16 protein-coding genes and 1 pseudogene are annotated in these 18,621 nt (G+C 69.4%); 9 read left to right on the top strand and 8 right to left on the bottom strand.

Annotation, left to right across the window (positions count from 1 at the left end; genetic code table 11):
- On the bottom strand, positions 1 to 624 hold the full coding sequence (locus KVT44_RS02680; RefSeq protein ID WP_217565910.1) for a TetR/AcrR family transcriptional regulator: 624 nt from the start codon (positions 622 to 624) through the stop codon (positions 1 to 3).
- A gap of 71 nt (positions 625 to 695) precedes the next feature.
- Between KVT44_RS02680 and KVT44_RS02675 the strand changes: the two genes are divergently transcribed.
- The gene (locus KVT44_RS02675) at positions 696 to 1,187 is read left to right on the top strand and encodes an FBP domain-containing protein (protein WP_190168559.1); all 492 of its coding nucleotides are present in this window, start codon (positions 696 to 698) and stop codon (positions 1,185 to 1,187) included.
- Between the two features lie 106 nt (positions 1,188 to 1,293).
- Positions 1,294 to 1,887, top strand: coding sequence for a GNAT family protein (locus KVT44_RS02670; RefSeq protein WP_308313895.1), 594 nt, complete (start codon positions 1,294 to 1,296; stop codon positions 1,885 to 1,887).
- Here KVT44_RS02670 and KVT44_RS02665 read toward each other — a convergent pair.
- Entirely contained in the window at positions 1,884 to 2,252 is a 369-nt protein-coding gene (locus tag KVT44_RS02665; RefSeq protein WP_217565909.1) for a hypothetical protein, read from the bottom strand. The two genes, KVT44_RS02670 and KVT44_RS02665, sit on opposite strands and share 4 nt — an antisense overlap.
- A 190-nt stretch (positions 2,253 to 2,442) precedes the next feature.
- Here KVT44_RS02665 and KVT44_RS02660 point away from each other — a divergent pair.
- A pseudogene (locus KVT44_RS02660) lies at positions 2,443 to 2,649 on the top strand (Ig-like domain repeat protein); the annotation flags it as partial.
- A 119-nt stretch (positions 2,650 to 2,768) separates the two neighbouring features.
- On the opposite strand, the gene glnA reads toward KVT44_RS02660, so the two are convergent.
- On the bottom strand, positions 2,769 to 4,130 hold the full coding sequence (gene glnA, locus KVT44_RS02655; protein ID WP_054230834.1) for a type I glutamate--ammonia ligase: 1,362 nt from the start codon (positions 4,128 to 4,130) through the stop codon (positions 2,769 to 2,771).
- A gap of 349 nt (positions 4,131 to 4,479) precedes the next feature.
- On the opposite strand from glnA, the gene KVT44_RS02650 reads away from it, so the two are divergent.
- Positions 4,480 to 5,670: a globin domain-containing protein gene (locus KVT44_RS02650; protein ID WP_217565908.1), complete on the top strand. Its 1,191-nt coding sequence runs from the start codon at positions 4,480 to 4,482 to the stop codon at positions 5,668 to 5,670.
- 130 nt (positions 5,671 to 5,800) lie between these two features.
- Here the strand turns inward: KVT44_RS02650 and KVT44_RS02645 are convergent, their stop codons facing one another.
- Positions 5,801 to 6,262: an Rrf2 family transcriptional regulator gene (locus KVT44_RS02645; RefSeq protein ID WP_217565907.1), complete on the bottom strand. Its 462-nt coding sequence runs from the start codon at positions 6,260 to 6,262 to the stop codon at positions 5,801 to 5,803.
- Positions 6,263 to 6,455: 193 nt separating this feature from the next.
- Here KVT44_RS02645 and KVT44_RS02640 point away from each other — a divergent pair, with 193 nt between their 5' ends.
- The 4 genes from KVT44_RS02640 to KVT44_RS02625 all read left to right on the top strand — a co-directional run bounded on the left by KVT44_RS02640 (position 6,456) and on the right by KVT44_RS02625 (position 12,188).
- Positions 6,456 to 7,124 carry a DUF3105 domain-containing protein gene (locus KVT44_RS02640; protein WP_099923020.1) on the top strand — a complete coding sequence of 223 codons (669 nt, stop codon included), beginning with the start codon at positions 6,456 to 6,458 and terminating at the stop codon, positions 7,122 to 7,124.
- A 5-nt stretch (positions 7,125 to 7,129) separates the two neighbouring features.
- Positions 7,130 to 7,762, top strand: coding sequence for a DUF305 domain-containing protein (locus KVT44_RS02635; RefSeq protein WP_097226129.1), 633 nt, complete (start codon positions 7,130 to 7,132; stop codon positions 7,760 to 7,762).
- Positions 7,763 to 8,281: 519 nt separating this feature from the next.
- Positions 8,282 to 10,192: a protease pro-enzyme activation domain-containing protein gene (locus KVT44_RS02630; protein WP_180293025.1), complete on the top strand. Its 1,911-nt coding sequence runs from the start codon at positions 8,282 to 8,284 to the stop codon at positions 10,190 to 10,192.
- A gap of 241 nt (positions 10,193 to 10,433) precedes the next feature.
- Positions 10,434 to 12,188 (top strand): NAD+ synthase, encoded by a 1,755-nt coding sequence (locus KVT44_RS02625; protein WP_217565906.1) that lies wholly within the window; start codon positions 10,434 to 10,436, stop codon positions 12,186 to 12,188.
- 177 nt (positions 12,189 to 12,365) lie between these two features.
- Here KVT44_RS02625 and KVT44_RS02620 read toward each other — a convergent pair whose 3' ends face one another.
- The 4 genes from KVT44_RS02620 to KVT44_RS02605 all read right to left on the bottom strand — a co-directional run bounded on the left by KVT44_RS02620 (position 12,366) and on the right by KVT44_RS02605 (position 17,339).
- Positions 12,366 to 13,589, bottom strand: a complete 1,224-nt coding sequence (locus tag KVT44_RS02620; RefSeq protein WP_217565905.1) for an MFS transporter — start codon at positions 13,587 to 13,589, stop codon at positions 12,366 to 12,368.
- 191 nt (positions 13,590 to 13,780) lie between these two features.
- Entirely contained in the window at positions 13,781 to 14,839 is a 1,059-nt protein-coding gene (locus KVT44_RS02615) for an endonuclease/exonuclease/phosphatase family protein (RefSeq protein WP_190168566.1), read from the bottom strand.
- 234 nt (positions 14,840 to 15,073) lie between these two features.
- Positions 15,074 to 15,694, bottom strand: coding sequence for a TetR/AcrR family transcriptional regulator (locus KVT44_RS02610; RefSeq protein ID WP_075026511.1), 621 nt, complete (start codon positions 15,692 to 15,694; stop codon positions 15,074 to 15,076).
- Positions 15,695 to 15,746: 52 nt separating this feature from the next.
- Positions 15,747 to 17,339 (bottom strand): MFS transporter, encoded by a 1,593-nt coding sequence (locus tag KVT44_RS02605; RefSeq protein ID WP_190168567.1) that lies wholly within the window; start codon positions 17,337 to 17,339, stop codon positions 15,747 to 15,749.
- A 227-nt stretch (positions 17,340 to 17,566) separates the two neighbouring features.
- On the opposite strand from KVT44_RS02605, the gene panB reads away from it, so the two are divergent.
- Positions 17,567 to 18,454, top strand: coding sequence for a 3-methyl-2-oxobutanoate hydroxymethyltransferase (panB, locus tag KVT44_RS02600; RefSeq protein ID WP_099923014.1), 888 nt, complete (start codon positions 17,567 to 17,569; stop codon positions 18,452 to 18,454).
- Positions 18,455 to 18,621 lie beyond the last annotated feature (167 nt).

Genomic DNA, 18,621 nt, shown 5'->3' with positions numbered 1-18,621 from the left:
TCAGGGGGCGGACGCGGGCGCGGTTGCTGTTGTTGCCGTGGCTGCTGTCGCCGCTGCGCTCGCGGGCCAGTTCCGCAGCAGCGCGTCGAGGGCGTCCAGCATCCGCACCCAGGTCTCCTGCGTGTCGGGGGCGCTGTGGCTGAACCCTCCCCCCATCTCCAGGCTGACGTAGCCGTGGAAGAAGCTGCCCAGCAGCCGGACGGCGTGTGTCTGGTCCGGCTCCGTCAGCGCGTAGCCACGCAGGATCGCCCGCGTCATCTGCGCGTGCCGCCCACCGGCGCTGGCGGCGGCCGTTGCCGGATCGAGCCTGAACTGGGCGGCGGCATAGCGGCCGGGATGCTCCCGGGCGTAGTCGCGGTAGACGTTCGCGAGAGCGGCCAGGGCGTCCTTGCCGGCTCGTCCGGCCAGCGCGGCGGCGCCCCGGTCGGCGAGTTCCTCCAGGGCGAGCAGGGCGATCCGGGTCTTGAGGTCCTGGGAGTTCTTCACGTGCGAGTACAGGCTCGCGACCTTCACGTCGAAGCGTCTGGCGAGCTCCGAGACGGTCACCTGATCGAAGCCCACCTCGTCGGCCAGCTCCGCCCCCGCGAGGACCAGACGTTCCGTGGTCAGCCCGACGCGCGCCATAACCTTCCTCCCATTCACCACAATGACTCATGTATTTGCCTAACACCTTTAGGCAATTTACCATGCCTCTCATGAAGCCGCTGACCGAACAAGAGATCCGCGCCGCGTTCGTGAACTGCACCAAGGGCGAGGCGAAGCGCCTGTCCGTCCCGCGCGACCTGGCCGACCACCCCTGGGACGACCTCGACTACCTCGGCTGGCGAGATCCCCAGTCCCCCGAACGCGCCTACCTCGTCCTCGAACTGAACGGCCACCCGAAGGCCCTGGTCCTGCGCAGCCCCAGCCCCAGCTCCTGGCAGACCCGGCGCAGCATGTGCTCGATGTGCCTGACCACCCACACCGGCGGCGTCTCCCTGATGGTCGCCCCGAAGGCGGGCAAGGCCGGTCAGCAGGGCAACTCGGTCGGCGCCTACATATGCAGCGACCTCTCCTGCTCCCTGTACGTACGAGGCAAGAAGGACGCGGGCGCCGGCGCCCGCCTCCACGAGTCACTCACGCTGGAGGAAAAGATCCGACGAACGGTGACGAACCTGGCGGCGTTCCTCACGAAGGTGACGGCGTGACGCCGTACAACCCCTGTCGCGTTCCAGCGAGGAGGCCCGTGAGAAGACCCGCGAGAAGGCTCGTGAGAAGGAGATCGTCACTGGTCACCGGATCTATTCTGCTCCGGTGACCAACCAGCCGCTTAAGGGCAGTGTCGTCCGCCTCGTCCGCCTGTCTCCCGACCACGCCGAGGCTCTGTTTCCGTCGGCGTCCGACCCCGAGGTCTGGCGGTGGATGCCCCGGGCACGACCCGAGACCGTGGACCAACTGCGCGAGTGGCTCGGCGAGATGACCGCCGACCCGACGCGGCGCTGCTTCGCGGTGCAGCGCCGTGACGACGGCACCGTGATCGGTTCGACCAGCATGTACGACCTCGACCTGGCCGAGAGCCGCACCGAGATCGGCGCGACCTGGTTCGACCGTTCCTGCTGGGGCGGCCCCTACAACGTCGAGTCCAAACTGCTGCTGTTCACCCACGCCTTCGAAGACCTGCGCCTGGCTCGGCTGGCCCTGCGCACCGACAACCTCAACGTGCGGTCCCAGCAGGCCCTGGCCCGCCTCGGCCTGGTCCACGAAGGAACCCTGCGCAGCCATATGCGCCGCCCGGACGGCACCCGCCGCGACTCCCTGTACTACAGCCTGCTCGCCGACGAATGGCCCACCGTCCGCGAGACCCTACGCGCCCGGGTCACCGCCAAAACCACGCCCTTGTCGGCCTAGAGCTGGTCTCGCCACCATGGCACGTCCAGGTTGTCGACCTGGATGGCCTTGGCCCTCGTCAAAATCTTGTCGTCGAGAGCCGACACGAGGGCGCGCAGCTCGCGGGAGCTCTTCTTGGGCAAGGCGTGCAGAACGGCTTCGAGGTGATCGCGGAAGTAGGCCGGGTCGCAGCAGCCGGGGATGCCGCATCGTTGCGCCGTGAACGGGTCAGCGATGCGTCTGAGCGGGCCGTGGGCAAGGGCCTTCCAGTGCCAGAACGCTTCCGCCGTGGCCTCGGGCCAGAAGCGGGCGCGTTCGAGCCGGCCGAGAGCGGCCGTGCAGGATCCTGACAGGCGATCTATGGATGGGTACCGCCGCCGCCTCACGTGGCGGGCAGGGACCTCGCCCCGCAGGGCTGATGGGTGCCTACGCGGCATTGCCCCTTGCGTGGTCGGTCATGGGAGCAAGCTACATAACCGCGTAGCGGGTGGCCACCATGTATCCCATATGCAGCGGCCCCTCGAGCCGCGGTATTCCAGTCCTCAATTGCCAGTTGCATGCCATACGCTGCAAGACCAGGTGTACTACCAGGGCTCCTGGTACGACTCGGGCTCCGAGTACTTCGCCCTGGGCACGAACGGCAAGTCGGCCGTGCGCCTGGCGGCGGCGGGCGAGTCCGGCGCGCGCGCCCGCATGCGCTCGTCGTACATCAACGGCTCCTCCGGCGACTCCGTCAACTCCACGACGCACGGCGCCTGGAAGTACTTCACCTTCACCAACTGAGCCCACTCCGAGACGCGGGGCGCATGATCTGATGCGGCGCCGTGAACGCCGTAGGGCCGACGGTCGGCGACCGTCGGCCCTACGTGCCGTTCTGGCGGGAAAGCTGCTCTGACCTGCGCTTACAGCACCGGCAGGTTCTTGCGGAGCTCGAAGGCGGTGACCTCGGAGCGGTACTCCTCCCACTCCGACTTCTTGTTGCGGAGGAAGAAGTCGAAGACGTGTTCGCCGAGGGTCTCGGCGACCAGTTCGCTGCGCTGCATGAGGGTGAGGGCCTCGCCGAGGTTCTGGGGCAAGGGCTCGATGCCCATCGCGCGGCGCTCGGCGTCGGAGAGGGCCCAGACGTCGTCGTCGGCGCCGGGCGGGAGCTCGTAGCCCTCCTCGATGCCCTTCAGGCCGGCGGCCAGGAGCAGGGCGTAGGCCAGGTACGGGTTCGCGCCCGAGTCGATGGAGCGGACCTCGACGCGTGCGGAGCCGGTCTTGCCGGGCTTGTACATCGGGACGCGGACGAGCGCGGAGCGGTTGTTGTGGCCCCAGCAGATGTACGAGGGGGCCTCGCCGCCGGCGCCCGCGGTGCGCTCCGAGCCGCCCCAGATGCGCTTGTAGGAGTTGACCCACTGGTTGGTGACGGCGGAGATCTCCGCCGCGTGCTTCAGCAGGCCCGCGATGAAGGAGCGGCCGACCTTCGAAAGCTGGTACTCCGAGCCCGACTCGTAGAACGCGTTGCGGTCGCCCTCGAAGAGGGAGAGGTGCGTGTGCATGCCGGAGCCGGGGTGCTCGGAGAAGGGCTTGGGCATGAACGTCGCCTGGACGCCCTGCTCCAGCGCGACCTGCTTCATGACCAGGCGGAACGTCATGATGTTGTCGGCCGTGGAGAGCGCGTCGGCGTAGCGCAGGTCGATCTCCTGCTGGCCGGGGGCGCCCTCGTGGTGGGAGAACTCGACCGAGATGCCCATCGACTCCAGCATGGTGATCGCCTGGCGGCGGAAGTCCATGCCGACGTTCTGCGGGGTGTGGTCGAAGTAGCCGGAGTTGTCGGCCGGGGTCGGGCGTGAGCCGTCCAGCGGGCGGTCCTTCAGCAGGAAGAACTCGATCTCCGGGTGGGTGTAGAAGGTGAAGCCCAGGTCGGAGGTCTTCGCGAGGGCGCGCTTGAGGACGTAGCGCGGGTCCGCGAAGGACGGGGAGCCGTCCGGCATCAGGATGTCGCAGAACATGCGGGCCGTACCGGGGGCCTCCGCGCGCCACGGCAGCACCTGGAACGTCGACGGGTCCGGCTTGGCGATCATGTCGGACTCGTACACACGGGCGAAGCCTTCGATGGCCGAGCCGTCGAAGCCGATGCCCTCGTCGAAGGCCTGCTCCAGCTCGGCCGGAGCCACGGCCACCGACTTGAGGAAGCCCAGCACGTCCGTGAACCACAGCCGAACGAACCGGATGTCCCGCTCCTCCAGTGTCCGGAGCACGAACTCCTGCTGCTTGTCCATCTTCCGCTTCCACCCATCCTTGCTGGTCAGGCCGCCTGCTCCCACGCCTCGGGGACGGTCGGGGCACCTGAGCATCCCACCACAACACCATTTCATGCGCGTTGCGGACCATGATCGCCCGGGCGACCGCGGTCTGAACGCCTCGCGTACGGCAGGTGTCCTGCTCTGGTGCCCATACTGCCTGCTCATCCGCCTGTCTGTAATGGCCGACCCCCAGACTCTCTCCCCATGAGCTTTAATTTGCATCTTAGATGCAAGTTTTATTACTGTGCGGGACAGAAACGGAGACCGCAACCCCCGTTCCGTCCCAGGCACTTGACGTTCCGCCCCAGGCACTTGAGGAGTCCCCATGCTGTCCGAGCCGTCCGCCGCCACGGTGCGCGCCACCCTCCCCGCCGTCGGCGCCGCCATCGGCGAGATCGCCGACCGCTTCTACGAAAGGCTTTTCGCCGCCCACCCGGAACTGCTCCGCGACCTCTTCAACCGCGGCAACCAGGCCTCCGGCACCCAGCGCCGGGCCCTCGCGGGATCCATCGCCGCCTTCGCCACCCACCTCGTCGAGCGGCCGGACGAGCGCCCCGACGTGCTGCTGAACCGCATCGCGCACAAACACGCCTCCCTGGGGATCGCCCCCGAGCAGTACGCGACCGTGCGCGAGCACCTCTTCGCGGCGATCGCCGAGGCCCTCGGCGACGCGGTCACGCCCGAGGTCGAGGCCGCCTGGGACGAGGTCTACTGGCTGATGGCGAACGCCCTCATCGCCATCGAGCGGCGGCTGTACGCCCAGCACGGCGACGGGAGGGGTGGGTGGCGGGTCTGGGAGGTCGTGGAACGCGTCGAGGAGACCGCCGACGTCGCCACCTTCCGGCTGCGCCCGGCCGACGGGGGGCCGCTGCCGGACTTCCGGGCGGGCCAGTACGTGTCCGTACGCGTCGAGCTGCCGGACGGCGCCCACCAGATACGCCAGTACAGCCTCTCCAGCGCCCCCGGCTCCCCCGTACGGCAGATCGGCGTCAAGCGGGTGCACGGCGAGGCCTCGGGCCCCGACGGCGAGGTGTCCAACCACCTCCACACGCGTGTGCACGTCGGCAGCACGATCGAGCTCTCCGCGCCGTACGGCGATCTGGTGCTCGACGACACGGACGCGCCGGTGCTGCTCGCCTCCGCCGGCATCGGCGTCACCCCGATGATCGCCATGCTGGAACAGCTCGCGCTCACCGGACACCACGCCCCCGTCACGGTCGTCCACGCCGACCGCTCCCCCGCCGACCACGCGCTGCGCGCCGACCACGAGGCGTACGCGGCGAAGCTCGCGGACGCCGCCGTCCACTTCTGGTACGAGCAGGACGCCGAGGGCGCCGGCCGCCCCGGGCGCGCGGACCTCTCCTCCGTGGCCGTCGCGTCGGGCACGCGCGCGTACCTGTGCGGGCCGCTGCCCTTCATGCGGGCGGTGCGGGGGCAGCTCATCGACAAGGGGGTGGCTCCGGCCGACATTCACTACGAGGTGTTCGGGCCGGATCTCTGGCTTGCACAGGGCTGAGGCGGATGACGGATGACGGATGACTGACGGCAGGCGGCAGATAGCAGCCGGCGGACTTCAGATGTCAGATATCAGACGTCAGCTGACAGATGACAGATGACAGATGACCGATGACAGATTTCGTCAAGTGTCAGTCGTTATCGGATGTCAGAACCGAGGTCGGTCTGCCGGAGATCCCCAGCAGCAGCGGCCCCGTAGGCGCAGCGACCACGTCCGCCACCGTCAGTGGGTCCAGCGAGGCGAAGAACGCCTCCTGAGCCCGCCGCAGCGCACCCCGCAGTCGGCAGCCGGTGTGGAGCGGGCAGGGCGCGGCCCCCTCGCAGTCGACCACGTCACCGTCGCCCTCGAAGGTGCGGACGATCGCGCCGACCGAAGCCGTACGCCCCGCTTCGGTGAGGCCGAGGCCGCCGCCGCGGCCGCGGCGGGCCGCGAGCAGTCCCAGGTGCTGGAGCTCGGCGACGACCTTCGCGGCATGGGTATAGGGGACGTCCATGTCCGCGGCGACCTCGCGGGTGGTGGGGGTCGACCCGTCGGCGACGGCGAGCCGCATCAGGACACGCAGGGCCAGGTCGGTGGAGCGCAGCAGCCTCATGCCGCCAGCGTAGTTAATACGCATCTGCCGCTCAAATTATCCATGGATCATCCGAACAGCGCCGCCTCCCACCTTTGCGGGGCTGCGCCACAGGGTGTCTCCTTTGGACATTCTGTGACCTCCCTTCGTACTGAGCACCCTCGTCCCATTACGATCAGCGGACCCGACCGTCCCATCCCCATAAGGACTCGCCATGGGTTCCGCCAAGAACACCACCTCCGCGCAGCGCAAGGCGCGCATAGAAGAGATGCGCAAGGCCGAGCGTGCCCGGGAGCGTCGTAACCGGATCCTCACGATCACGGCCAGCACGGTCATAGTCGCCGGTCTTGTCGTCGGCGGTGTCGTCCTGGTCAAGTCGCAGTCCGACGACAGCAGCACCTCGGCGAGCGACTCGAAGGGTGGCTCGGGGCACTTCGTCACGGGCAAGGACGGCGTGGAGACCTGGTCGGGGACGCTCTCCCGCAATCACGTCACCAAGACCGTGAAGTACCCGATGGAGCCCCCGGTCGGCGGCAACCACAACCCGGTGTGGATGAACTGCAACGGCGACGTCTACGGCAAGGCGATCAACAACATGAACGCCGTGCACTCGCTGGAGCACGGCGCGGTGTGGGTGACGTACAACAGCAAGGCCTCCGACGCCGACGTGAAGGCGCTCGAAGCGAAGGTCAAGAAGACGCCGTACACCCTGATGAGCCCCGTCGAGGACCAGAAGGACCCGATCATGCTGAGCGCGTGGGGCAAGCAGCGCACGGTGACGAGCGCGAGCGACCCGAACGTCGACAAGTTCTTCTCGGAGTTCGTGCAGGGCAAGCAGACGCCCGAGCCGGGCGCCGCCTGCACCAACGGTCTGTCGCAGTGAGCCAGATGCGCCAGGTGGGCTGGATCGCGGGGACCACGGCGGCGGTGCTGGTGGCCGCCGGGGCGATCACGTACGCGGTCGCCGAGAGCGACGGCTCGGGGTCCTCGGGGACGAAGGTGCCGTCGGCCGACTCGGCGGACGCGGGTTTCGCGCGGGACATGGCGGTCCATCACCAGCAGGCCGTCGAGATGTCGTACATCGTGCGCGACCGTACGGACAACGTGGAAGTACGGCGGCTCGCGTACGACATCGCGCAGACGCAGGCCAATCAGCGCGGCATGCTGCTGGGCTGGCTCGATCTGTGGGAGCTGCCGAAGGTGTCGGCGGACGCGCCCATGACGTGGATGGGCATGGGCGACATGGCGTCCGGCAAGGACGGCGCGCTGATGCCCGGCATGGCGACCAACACCGAGATGAAGAAGCTGAACACGCTGAACGGCAAGCAGGCGGAGGTCTTCTACCTGCAGTTGATGACCGACCACCACAAGGGCGGCATCCACATGGCCGAGGGCTGCGTCGCGAAGTGCACGGTCGGCGTGGAGAAGAAGCTCGCGCAGGGCATGGTCGACGCGCAGCAGTCGGAGATCCAGCTGATGGCGGACATGCTCAAGGAGCGGGGCGCGAAGGCCCGCGACTAGGCCGAGGACGGCTGGGCGTGAACGGCTGCGTGTGAACGGCCGTGCGTGAACGGGTCCGGGGTGTCGAACCCCGGACCCGTCCGTCCCTCTCCGCCGGGTGGGCGACCACGCCGGTCAGCCGGGTGTGGGCGGGCATGGCCACCCCCGTGAGGCGTCGACTCGGCCTTCATGACGCGATCGGCCCCGGGGGCGAATCACGAACCCGCCGATGTCGCAATACGCTCACAGAAGTTGGGAACCCCTTTACAAGAAAACGAGGGATATCCCTATCATCTGGGGCGAGGGTGACGTCATACCGTCCCAAACACCCTTCATTCGCGGCCACTTGGTGTTTCCTTGGCCTTCTCATTCCCCTGGCATGAACGGTTCATCGCCAGAGTGACCCCAGCGTGATCCATTCCGTGCGTCCTCAATTCCGGCACACGGTTTCGCACATCACGAACGACCACACATGCGACGAACCGCATCGCAGGGGGTTTTATGAGATCCAATCGCGCCACCATGCGCGCCGGAGTGAGCATGGCAGCGACACTGCCACTGCTCGCCGGTGCGCTGGCGCTCGGTATACCCACGGCCAACGCCGCGGACGGTCCCAGCCGGGACACCCTCACGGGCACCAAGCCCGCGTGGGCCACGGCGAAGGCGGACAAGGGGGCCGCGTCCGACAACTCCCAGGTCTCCGCACGGGTCTACCTGGCCGGCCGGAACGCTGCCGGTCTGGCCGCGTACGCCAAGGCCGTGTCCGACCCGAACTCGGCCTCGTACGGCAAGTACCTCAGCGCCAAGCAGACGCAGACCCGCTTCGGTGCCACCAAGGCGCAGGTCGCCGCGGTGACCTCGTGGCTGAAGTCGGCGGGCCTGAAGGTCACCGGCACCACGCAGCACTACGTCTCCGTCACCGGTGACGTGGCCGCCGCCGAGAAGGCGTTCGGCACCCAGCTGCACAACTACGCCAAGGGCAAGAAGACCTACCGCGCGCCGTCGAAGACGGCCTCCGCGCCGGCCGCCCTCAACGGCGCCGTCCTGACCGTCACCGGCCTGGACAACGCCCCGCACAAGGCGACGCACGACGACACGCTGCCGCCCCCGGACGCCGTGTTCAAGAACTCCGGGCCGTTCTCCTCGTACTTCGGCTCGAACATCGCGAGCACCCTGCCGGACGCGTACGGCACGAAGATCCCGTACGCGATCCAGGGCTACACGGGCAAGCAGCTGCGCGCCGCCTACGGCGCGGGCAAGCGCACCGGCAAGGGCGTTCGGGTCGCCATCACCGACGCGTACGCCTCGCCGACCATCGCGTTCGACGCGGCCACGTACGCCAAGAAGCACGGTGACTCGGCGTACAGCAGCAGCCAGCTGCGTCAGGTGCTGCCCGGCACCTACACGCAGACCGAGGCGTGCGGGGCGGCCGGCTGGTACGGCGAGGAGACCCTCGACGTCGAGGCCGTGCACGCCGTCGCGCCGGACGCGAGCATCACCTACGTGGGTGCCGCGTCCTGCTTCGACAACGATCTGCTCGACTCGCTGAACAAGATCGTCGACAACCACCTGGCCGACATCGTCTCCAACTCGTGGGGCGACATCGAGGCCAACCAGACGCCGGACCTCGCGGCCGCCTACGACCAGACCTTCCAGTTCGGCGCGGTCGAGGGCATCGGCTTCTACTTCTCCTCCGGTGACAACGGTGACGAGGTCGCCAACACCGGCACGAAGCAGGTCGACACCCCGGCCAACTCGGCGTGGGTGACGGCGGTCGGCGGTACGTCGCTGGCGGTCGGCAAGGGCGACAAGTACCAGTTCGAGACCGGCTGGGGCACCGAGAAGGCCGCCCTCGCGGCCGACGGCAAGAGCTGGACCGGCTTCCCGGGCGCGTTCACCTCGGGCGCGGGCGGCGGCACCAGCAAGACCGTGGCGCAGCCCTTCTACCAGAAGGGTGTCGTGCCCGGCGCGCTCGCCAAGGCCAACGGCACGACGGCCATGCGTACCGTGCCGGACATCGCGGCGGTCGCCGACCCCAACACCGGTTTCAAGGTCGGCCAGACGCAGACCTTCCCGGACGGGTCCCAGCAGTACAGCGAGTACCGGATCGGCGGCACCTCGCTCGCCGCGCCGGTGATCGCGGCCGTCCAGGCCCTGGCCCAGGAGGCGCGCGGCGGCAAGGCGATCGGTTTCGCCAACCCGTCGATCTACGCGAAGTACGGCTCCAAGGCCTACCACGACGTGACGGACACCCCCACGGGCTCCGAACTCGCCGTGGCGCGCGTGGACTTCGCCAACTCCTTCGACGCGTCGGGCGGTCTGCTCACCTCCGTCCGCAGCCTCGGCAAGGACAGCTCCCTGAAGGCCGTGCGCGGCTACGACGACGTCACCGGTGTGGGCACGCCCACCTCGGGCTACGTCGAGTCGTACCGCTCCAACCACGGTCACTGACGGTCCTCCGTCGCATCTCCACCGCGCCCGCCCCTCGTCGAGGGGCGGGCGTCGGCGTTTCCGGGCGGCGGCCCGGCGGTGCCGGATACCCCGTGGGGGTAAGTTGCGGGCATGATGACGAGGAGCCTGGCGCGGTGGGGGCAGCCGACGCCGTTCACCGCACTGCCGCGCGGAGGCCGGGGCGTCTCCACGTGGGGCGCCCCACACCCCATTGCGTCGCTCTGACGATTACACTGGGCCCGTGCCTCAACTACGCCTCGCCCTGAATCAGATCGACTCGACCGTCGGCGATCTCGCCGCCAACGCCGAGGCGATCGTCCGTTGGACCCGGCACTCCGCCGAGCAGGGAGCGCATCTGGTGGCGTTCCCCGAGATGGTGCTGACCGGGTATCCCGTCGAGGACCTGGCCCTGCGGTCGTCCTTCGTCGAGGCCTCCCGCGCGGCGCTGCGCGCGCTGGCCGCGCGGCTGGCCGACGAGGGCTTCGGAGAGCTGCCGGTGATCGTCGGCTACCTCGACCGGTCCGAGACCGCCCAGCCGAAGTACGGGCAGCCGGCCGGCGCCCCGCAGAACGCCGCCGCCGTGCTGCACGCGGGCCGGGTGGCGCTGACCTTCGCCAAGCACCACCTCCCGAACTACGGCGTGTTCGACGAGTTCCGCTACTTCGTGCCCGGCGACACCATGCCGGTCGTGCGGGTGCACGGGATCGACGTGGCCCTCGCCATCTGCGAGGACCTCTGGCAGGACGGCGGGCGCGTGCCGGCGGCCCGGTCCGCCGGGGCCGGGCTGCTGCTGTCCATCAACGCCTCTCCCTACGAGCGCGACAAGGACGACACCCGCCTCGAACTGGTGCGCAAGCGGGCCCAGGAGGCCGGCTGCACCACCGCTTACCTCGCCATGATCGGCGGACAGGACGAGCTGGTCTTCGACGGCGACTCCATCGTGGTCGACCGGGACGGGGAGGTCGTCGCACGGGCGCCGCAGTTCGCGGAGGGGTGCGTCGTACTGGACCTGGACCTGCCGGCGGGCGCCGCCGAGCCGGTGACGGGTGTGGTGGACGACGGGCTGCGCATCGAGCGGCTGGTGCTGTCGGAGGAACCGCTGCCCGCGTACGAGGCGGAGCTCGCCGGCGGGTACGCGGAGCGGCTCGACGCCGACGAGGAGGTCTACTCGGCGCTGGTCGTCGGACTGCGGGCGTACGTCGCGAAGAACGGGTTCCGGTCCGTGCTGATCGGGCTGTCCGGCGGCATCGACTCGGCGCTGGTCGCGGCGATCGCGTGCGACGCGCTGGGCGCGCAGAACGTGTACGGGGTGTCGATGCCGTCGAAGTACTCCTCCGACCACTCCAAGGGGGACGCGGCGGAGCTGGCGCGGCGGACGGGGCTGAACTTCCGGACGGTGGCGATCGAGCCGATGTTCGACGCGTATATGTCGTCGCTGGGGCTGACCGGGCTGGCCGAGGAGAACCTCCAGTCGCGTCTGCGGGGCACGATGCTGATGGCCATCTCCAACCAGGAGGGGCACATCGTGCTGGCGCCGGGGAACAAGTCCGAGCTGGCGGTGGGGTATTCGACGCTGTACGGCGACTCCGTGGGCGCGTACGGGCCCATCAAGGACGTGTACAAGACGTCGATCTTCCGGCTGGCGGAGTGGCGCAACCGGGCGGCGGCCGAGCGGGGGCAGACCCCGCCGATCCCCGAGAACTCGATCACCAAGCCGCCGAGCGCGGAGCTCCGGCCCGACCAGGTCGACACGGACTCCCTCCCCGACTATCCCGTGCTGGACGCGATCCTCGAGCGGTATGTGGACCGGGACGAGGGCGCGGACGGGATCGTCGCGGCGGGGTTCGACCGGGAGCTGGTGGTGAAGACGCTGCGGATGGTGGACACGGCGGAGTACAAGCGCCGGCAGTATCCGCCGGGCACGAAGATCTCCGCCAAGGGGTTCGGGAAGGACCGGCGGCTTCCGATCACCAATCGGTGGCGCGAGCACGCGTGACGCCGTAGGGGGCGGGGGGGGTCTTTCGCCCCCGCCGCCCCGTCCCATCCCGTACCTGGGGGCTCCGCCCCCAGACTCCCGGGCGAGTTCCTTGCCTGCGGGCCGGTGGGGGCTGGGCGCGCAGTTCCCCGCGCCCCTCAAAGCCTGCGCTCGTCCGGCGCTTACGGGCGAGGCAGATCAGTGATTCGCGTGTTCCGGGTGCGGGGGGACGTGGGTCGCGACCAGGCGGCCCGGCGTGGGGGCGGGGACCTCGGCGCGACGGCGGTCCACGGCGTACGCCGTCGCGGCGACCGCGAGGCCGAGGACGGCGAGCAGAGCCCCCGCCAGCGCGGGCGACGCCGTACCGAAGCCCGCGGCCAGCGCGATGCCGCCGATCCACGCACCGCCGGCGTTCGCGAGGTTGAACGCGGCCTGGTTGGCGGAGGACGCCAGGGACGGCGCCGCGGAGGCCTTCTCCATGACCATCAGCTGAAGGGGCGAGCCGGTGATGAAGGCGGCGGCACCGAGGAGGGTGACCGCGACGGCCGCGCTCCACTGGGCGCTCATGAGGACGGGGAAGAGGGCGAGGACCGTGACCAGCGAGACGAGTCCGCCGAAGAGGGTGCCGCGCAGGGAGTGGTCCGCGAGGCGGCCGCCCACGAGGTTGCCGACCGTCGCTCCGACGCCGAACAGCGCGAGCAGCAGCGTGACGCTGGAGTCGGCGTACCCGGCGGAGTCCGTGAGCATCGGCGTGATGTAGCTGTACGCGGAGAAGAGGGCGCCGAAGCCCGCGACCGTCGTACCCAGGGCCAGCCAGACGGGGAGCGAGCGCAGGGCGGCCAGCTCGCCGCGCAGGCCGCCCGTGGGGCCGTGCGTGTGGTCGCGCGGGATGAGGAACGCGAGCGAGGCTATGGCCGCCAGACCGATCGCGCTCACGCCGAGGAAGGTGGCCCGCCAGCCGAAGTGCTGGCCGATGAAGGTGGCGACGGGGACGCCCGCGATGTTCGCGACGGTCAGGCCGAGGAACATCAGCGAGACGGAGCGCGCCTTGCGCTCGGGGGCGACGAGGTTGGTGGCGACGACGGCGCCGACGCCGAAGAAGGCGCCGTGCGGCAGACCGCTGACGAAGCGGGCGGCGAGCAGCCAGTGGTAGTCGGGGGCGAAGGCGGAGAGCGCGTTGCCGGCCACGAAGAGCCCCATCAGGGCGATGAGGACCTTGCGGCGGGACATCCGGGCGGTGGCCGCGGCGAGCAGCGGGGCGCCGATCACGACGCCGAGGGCGTAGGCCGAGACGAGGTGTCCGGCGCTGGGGATGGATATGTGGAGGTCGTCCGCGACGTCGGGCAGCAGGCCCATCATCACGAACTCGGTGGTACCGATGCCGAAGGCGCCCACGGCTAGGGCGAGCAGGGCCAGAGGCATGAGGGGCCTTTCAGAGGAGCGGAGTGCAAAGAGGAGAACAGGACGGGCGGGGACGAGCCCGGGTTCGTGGGCGTGCGCCCCAGTTGGCCTGGGGCGCACGCGCGCACGGACGCGCCCGTGCACACCGGTGTGCACGGGCTCTGTAAGTTCACCTGTGGAACAAAGTCTCGCAGGCCCAGTATTCCAGGAGGTTAAGACCCGGTTGCCGTGAGCTTGACCCGGGCGGCGATCGGGAGGTGGTCGCTACCGGTCCTGGGCAGGGTCCAGGAGGTCACCGGCTCGATGCCCTTGACCATGATCTGGTCGATTCGGGCCATCGGGAACGACGCGGGCCAGCTGAACCCGAAGCCGCTGCCCGCCGCGCCCTGGGTGGAGCGCATCTGCGAGGTGACGGCGTTCAGCGCGCGGTCGTTCATCGTGCCGTTGAGGTCGCCGAGCAGGACGACCTTCTGCAGTGACTCGGCGGCGATCGCCTCGCCGAGCGCGTCGGCGCTCCGGTCGCGCTGGCGGGCGGTGAACCCGGCCTGCAGCTTCACCCGGACCGAGGGCAGATGGGCGACGTACACCGCGACCTGGCCGTTCGGGGTCGTCACCGTGGCGCGCATCGCACGCGTCCAGCCGAGCTTGATGTCGACGGGCTTGGTGCCGGTCATCGGGTACTTGCTCCACAGCCCGACGGTGCCCTCCACGGAGTGGTACCTGTACGTCGGGGCGAGCGCCTTCTCGTACGTGGGGACCGCCGTGGCCTTCAGCTCCTCCAGGGCCACCACGTCGGCGCCGGACGCGGCCACGTCACGGGCGGTACCGGAAGGGTCCGGGTTCTCCGCGTTGACGTTGTGCGTGGCGACGGTCAGGTCGCCGCCGGCACCGGTCCGGTCGGTGAGCAGTCCGCCGAACAGGTTCAGCCAGACGATCGCGGGCAGCACGACGGCGATCAGGGCGGTCGCGGACTTCCGTACGAGGCCGAGAACCAGCAGGACGGGGATGAGGATGCCGAGCCACGGCAGGAACGTCTCGGTGAGACTGCCGAGGTTGCCGATCCTGTTGGGGATCTGCGCGTGCAGCAGCATCACCAGGGCGAGGATCAGGGCGAGCGCGGCCAGGATCAGTCCGCGGCGCCAGATGCCGCGGTCGCCGCGCCATGAACCCAGCGAGCGCCTGAGCTTGTCCAGCAGGCGCCGAAGCCGGGGACCCCGACGCTCGGGCCCCGAGCCGTCGCTGCCCGTCTCCGTCACGTACGCCTGCGCCATACCGTCGCCTCACAACCTGCCGTGCACACCGTCAGCCCCTCGGCTACGACCCTAGGGGATGATCGGCGTCGATCTCGCCGTCCGGGGACGGCCGTACGGGCACGAGGACGAACAACTCGACGTCCGGAGTTCCGAATACGGGGCGGAGCGCGGCCTCTGTGACGAAACGCGCACATTCGGCGCATCGGCCGAGAGGATGAATGCGAGGATGAATGCGATGAATGAGAGGACGAACTAGGGCCGGTCGGGACGCAGTCCCGCGAGTACCGTGTCGACGATCTGTTCGGCCAGGTCCTCGGGAAGTTCGGCGTCCGGGCGCATGACGGCGCGTACCAGCATGGGTCCGACGAAGAGGTCGTTGATGACCTCGATGTCCACGTCGTCGCGGAGCTCGCCGTCCCGCTGTCCACGGCGCAGGACCTCGAAGGTGGTCAGACGCCGCGGTTCGATGACGATCGCCTGGTACGCGGCCCAGATCTTGGGGCTGGACTTGATCTGGGCGTAGACGTTGTGCAGGAGCGCCGAGGAGCGGCTGGCCAGGCCCCGCTGGCGCAGCGGCTCCAGAAGGGCTATCAGGTCGTCGCGCATCGAGGTGCCGGGGAGTTCGGTGTCCGGGGGCTCGGTGGCGCGCATGACGTCGACGAAGAGTTCCTCCTTGCCGCTCCAGCGGCGGTAGATGGTCGCCTTGCCGACGCCCGCGGTCCTGGCCAGGCGTTCGATGGAGATCTCCGCGAGGGGGACGCCGTCCTCCAGGAGTTTTATCGCGCCCTCGATGATGGAGCGCTCCACGGCCTCGCTGCGGGGACGCCCCCGGGGGGACCCCTCTTGCCTGGCTGGGCTGTCCGCGAGGCTCACGTGTCGCTCCTTTCCTTGGTGGTACTGGCGCAATTCTCCCTGCCGCGCCCTGTCAGTGCTCGGCGGCCACCAACTCCGTCTCCTCCTTGCCCTGTTGCGGGGTCGAACTGCGGCCCGGCAGGAACAGGGCCACGATCACGGCGCCGACCAGCGCGATGCTCGCACCGCACAGGGCGGTGACGTGCATGGCGTGCAGGAAGGCGTCGTTGGCCGGGGTGATGAGGGCGTCGCCCCGGGGGCCGAGCTTGGCGGCGACGCCGAGGGTGGCCTCGATGGACTCGCCCGCGGTGTGCCGCAGGCCGGCCGGCAGGAGGGTGAGCTTGTCCTCGATCCCGCTGCGGTAGGCCGAGGAGAGGACCGAGCCGAGGACCGCGATGCCGAGGGCGCCGCCGACCTGACGGAAGACGTTGCTCAGGGCGGAGGCGGAGCCGGCCTTCTCGCGCGGCAGGGCCTGCATGATGACGACACTGGTCGGGGTCATGATGTGCGCCATGCCGGTGCCCATGAGGAAGAAGATGACCTCGAGGAGCCAGATGGGCGTGTCCGCGTCCAGGGTCGCGAAGGCGCCGAGCATCGCGGCGAGCAGCACCAGGCCCGCGGTGCACGTGGCGCGGTTACCGAAGCGGTCGACGACGAGGCGGGCGCGCGGTGCGAAGAAGAGCTGGGCCGCGGCGAGCGGCAGCAGCAGCACACCGGTCTTCAGCGGCGAGTAGCCCCGCACGCTCTGGGTGTAGAAGACGGAGAAGAAGGTCACGCCCATCATCGCGAAGAAGACGAGCGCGATGGCTGCGATGGCGGCCGAGAAGACCTTGTTCTTGAAGTAGGTGATGTCGATGGACGGATGGTCGCTGCGCTTCTCGTAGATGACGAAGCAGGCGAGGACGGCGATTCCGGCGCCAATGGTCGCGAGGACCGCCGCGTCGGTGAAGGAGGCGAGCTGGCCGCCCTTGATGATGCCGTAGACGAGCAGGACGAGCCCTATGACCGACAGGACGACGCCGATGAGGTCGATGCGGCCGGGGTTCGGGTCGCGGGAGTCCGGGACCAGCCAGAACATCAGTCCGAGCGCCAGCAGCACGATCGGCACGTTGATCAGGAAGACCGAGCCCCACCAGAAGTGGGCGAGGAGCACGCCGCCGGTGATCGGGCCGATGGCGATGGCGATGCCGACGCCGCCGGCCCAGATACCGATGGCCTTGGGCTGCTCCTCGCGCTCGAAGACGTTCATGAGGACGGCGAGGGTGGCGGGCATCACGAAGGCGGCGCCGAAGCCCATCAGCGCGCGGAAGACGATGAGCTGGACGGGCGAGCCGGCCTCCGCGGCCAGCGCGGAGCCGGTGCCGAAGACGGCGAGTCCGGCGAGCAGGACCTTCTTGCGGCCGAACCGGTCGCCGAAGAGGCCCGCGGTGAACAGCAGCCCCGCGAAGACGAGCGTGTAGGCGTTGATGGCCCACTCCAGCTCGCTCTGGGTGGCGCCGAGTCCGGTGGGCGCCGGCGTCGAGATCGTCTTGATCGCGACGTTGAGGATGGAGTTGTCCAGCACCACTATCAACAGGCTGAGCATGAGCACGCCGAGAATGGCCCAGCGGCGCCGATGGACCGCTTCGGGCACGCGCCGTTCGACGTGGGCTGCGGGAGTTGTCATGGGGCCGAGCCTAGCGATTTTCGATACGGGACCGTCTCGTATCGTAAATCCTTTACAGAGACCTTACGAAGAGATGGGTCTACGGTCCGCCCGAGACGTCCGTCGCGGGTGGACCCGAGACGTACATCGCTCGACCCGGTCTGGCACCCGGTGGCACGAGGTGCCACCATGTAGGGGATCCGGGGACGCCGTCAGGGCGCCTCGAGATGACAGAAGGAGCCGTTGCGATGACGCAGCTTTCGGCTGCCCCGAAGCAGCCCGCGGAGGGTGCGCGGGCGACCACCGACAGCAGCAAGGCGCTGTACGGAGGCAAGAGCACCCGCCGCATCACGGTCCGCGACATCACCGCAGCCAAGGAGCGCGGCGAGAAGTGGCCGATGCTCACCGCCTACGACGCGATGACCGCGTCCGTCTTCGACGAGGCCGGCATCCCGGTCATGCTCGTCGGCGACTCGGCGGGCAACTGCCACCTGGGGTACGAGACGACCGTCCCCGTCACCCTCGACGAGATGACGATGCTGTCCGCCGCAGTCGTGCGCGGCACCAGCCGCGCCCTGATCGTCGGCGACCTGCCCTTCGGGTCGTACCAGGAGGGCCCCGTCCAGGCCCTGCGCTCCGCCACCCGCCTGGTCAAGGAGGCCGGGGTCGGCGCGGTGAAGCTGGAGGGCGGCGAGCGCTCGCACCGCCAGATCGAGCTGCTCGTGGAGTCCGGCATCCCCGTGATGGCGCACATCGGCCTGACCCCGCAGTCCGTGAACTCCATGGGCTACCGCGTCCAGGGCCGCGGCGAGGAAGCCGCCCAGCAGCTGCTGCGCGACGCCAAGGCGGTCCAGGACGCGGGCGCGTTCGCGGTCGTCCTGGAGCTGGTCCCGGCGGAGCTCGCCGCCGAGGTCACGCGCACCCTGCACATCCCGACCGTCGGCATCGGCGCGGGTCCGGAGACCGACGCGCAGGTCCTGGTGTGGACCGACATGCTCGGCCTCACCGGCGGCAGGATGCCGAAGTTCGTGAAGAAGTACGCCGATCTGCGCGAGGTCATGGGCAACGCGGTGCGCGCGTTCGCGGACGACGTCGTCGGCGGAACGTTCCCTCTTGAGGAGCACTCGGTCCACTGAGCGCCTGAGGCCCACTGAGCCATTGCGGCACCAAGACAGCCCGCCGATTTCCCCCGTCGGCGGGCTGTCGCCGTACGCGCAGCGCGCACACCACGGTGATACGCACGAACGTCTGTCGGCGATATATCGGCGAGCGTACGGCGCTGTAGGCGAGCTGTAGGTGGTTT

Source organism: Streptomyces sp. GbtcB7 (assembly GCF_019091445.1).
GTDB classification, from domain to species: domain Bacteria; phylum Actinomycetota; class Actinomycetes; order Streptomycetales; family Streptomycetaceae; genus Streptomyces; species Streptomyces mirabilis.
This window is presented reverse-complemented; position numbering and strand designations above follow the sequence as displayed.

Bases quoted from the DNA above. Each gene is read 5' to 3' on its own strand.
- KVT44_RS02680 (WP_217565910.1), bottom strand. From the start codon at position 624: ATGGCGCGCGTCGGGCTGACCACGGAACGTCTGGTCCTCGCGGGGGCG.
- KVT44_RS02675 (WP_190168559.1), top strand. From the start codon at position 696: ATGAAGCCGCTGACCGAACAAGAGATCCGCGCCGCGTTCGTGAACTGC.
- glnA (WP_054230834.1), bottom strand. From the start codon at position 4,130: ATGGACAAGCAGCAGGAGTTCGTGCTCCGGACACTGGAGGAGCGGGAC.
- KVT44_RS02650 (WP_217565908.1), top strand. From the start codon at position 4,480: ATGCTGTCCGAGCCGTCCGCCGCCACGGTGCGCGCCACCCTCCCCGCC.
- KVT44_RS02645 (WP_217565907.1), bottom strand. From the start codon at position 6,262: ATGAGGCTGCTGCGCTCCACCGACCTGGCCCTGCGTGTCCTGATGCGG.
- KVT44_RS02640 (WP_099923020.1), top strand. From the start codon at position 6,456: ATGGGTTCCGCCAAGAACACCACCTCCGCGCAGCGCAAGGCGCGCATA.
- KVT44_RS02635 (WP_097226129.1), top strand. From the start codon at position 7,130: ATGCGCCAGGTGGGCTGGATCGCGGGGACCACGGCGGCGGTGCTGGTG.
- KVT44_RS02630 (WP_180293025.1), top strand. From the start codon at position 8,282: ATGGCAGCGACACTGCCACTGCTCGCCGGTGCGCTGGCGCTCGGTATA.
- KVT44_RS02620 (WP_217565905.1), bottom strand. From the start codon at position 13,589: ATGCCTCTGGCCCTGCTCGCCCTAGCCGTGGGCGCCTTCGGCATCGGT.
- KVT44_RS02615 (WP_190168566.1), bottom strand. From the start codon at position 14,839: ATGGCGCAGGCGTACGTGACGGAGACGGGCAGCGACGGCTCGGGGCCC.
- KVT44_RS02605 (WP_190168567.1), bottom strand. From the start codon at position 17,339: ATGACAACTCCCGCAGCCCACGTCGAACGGCGCGTGCCCGAAGCGGTC.
- panB (WP_099923014.1), top strand. From the start codon at position 17,567: ATGACGCAGCTTTCGGCTGCCCCGAAGCAGCCCGCGGAGGGTGCGCGG.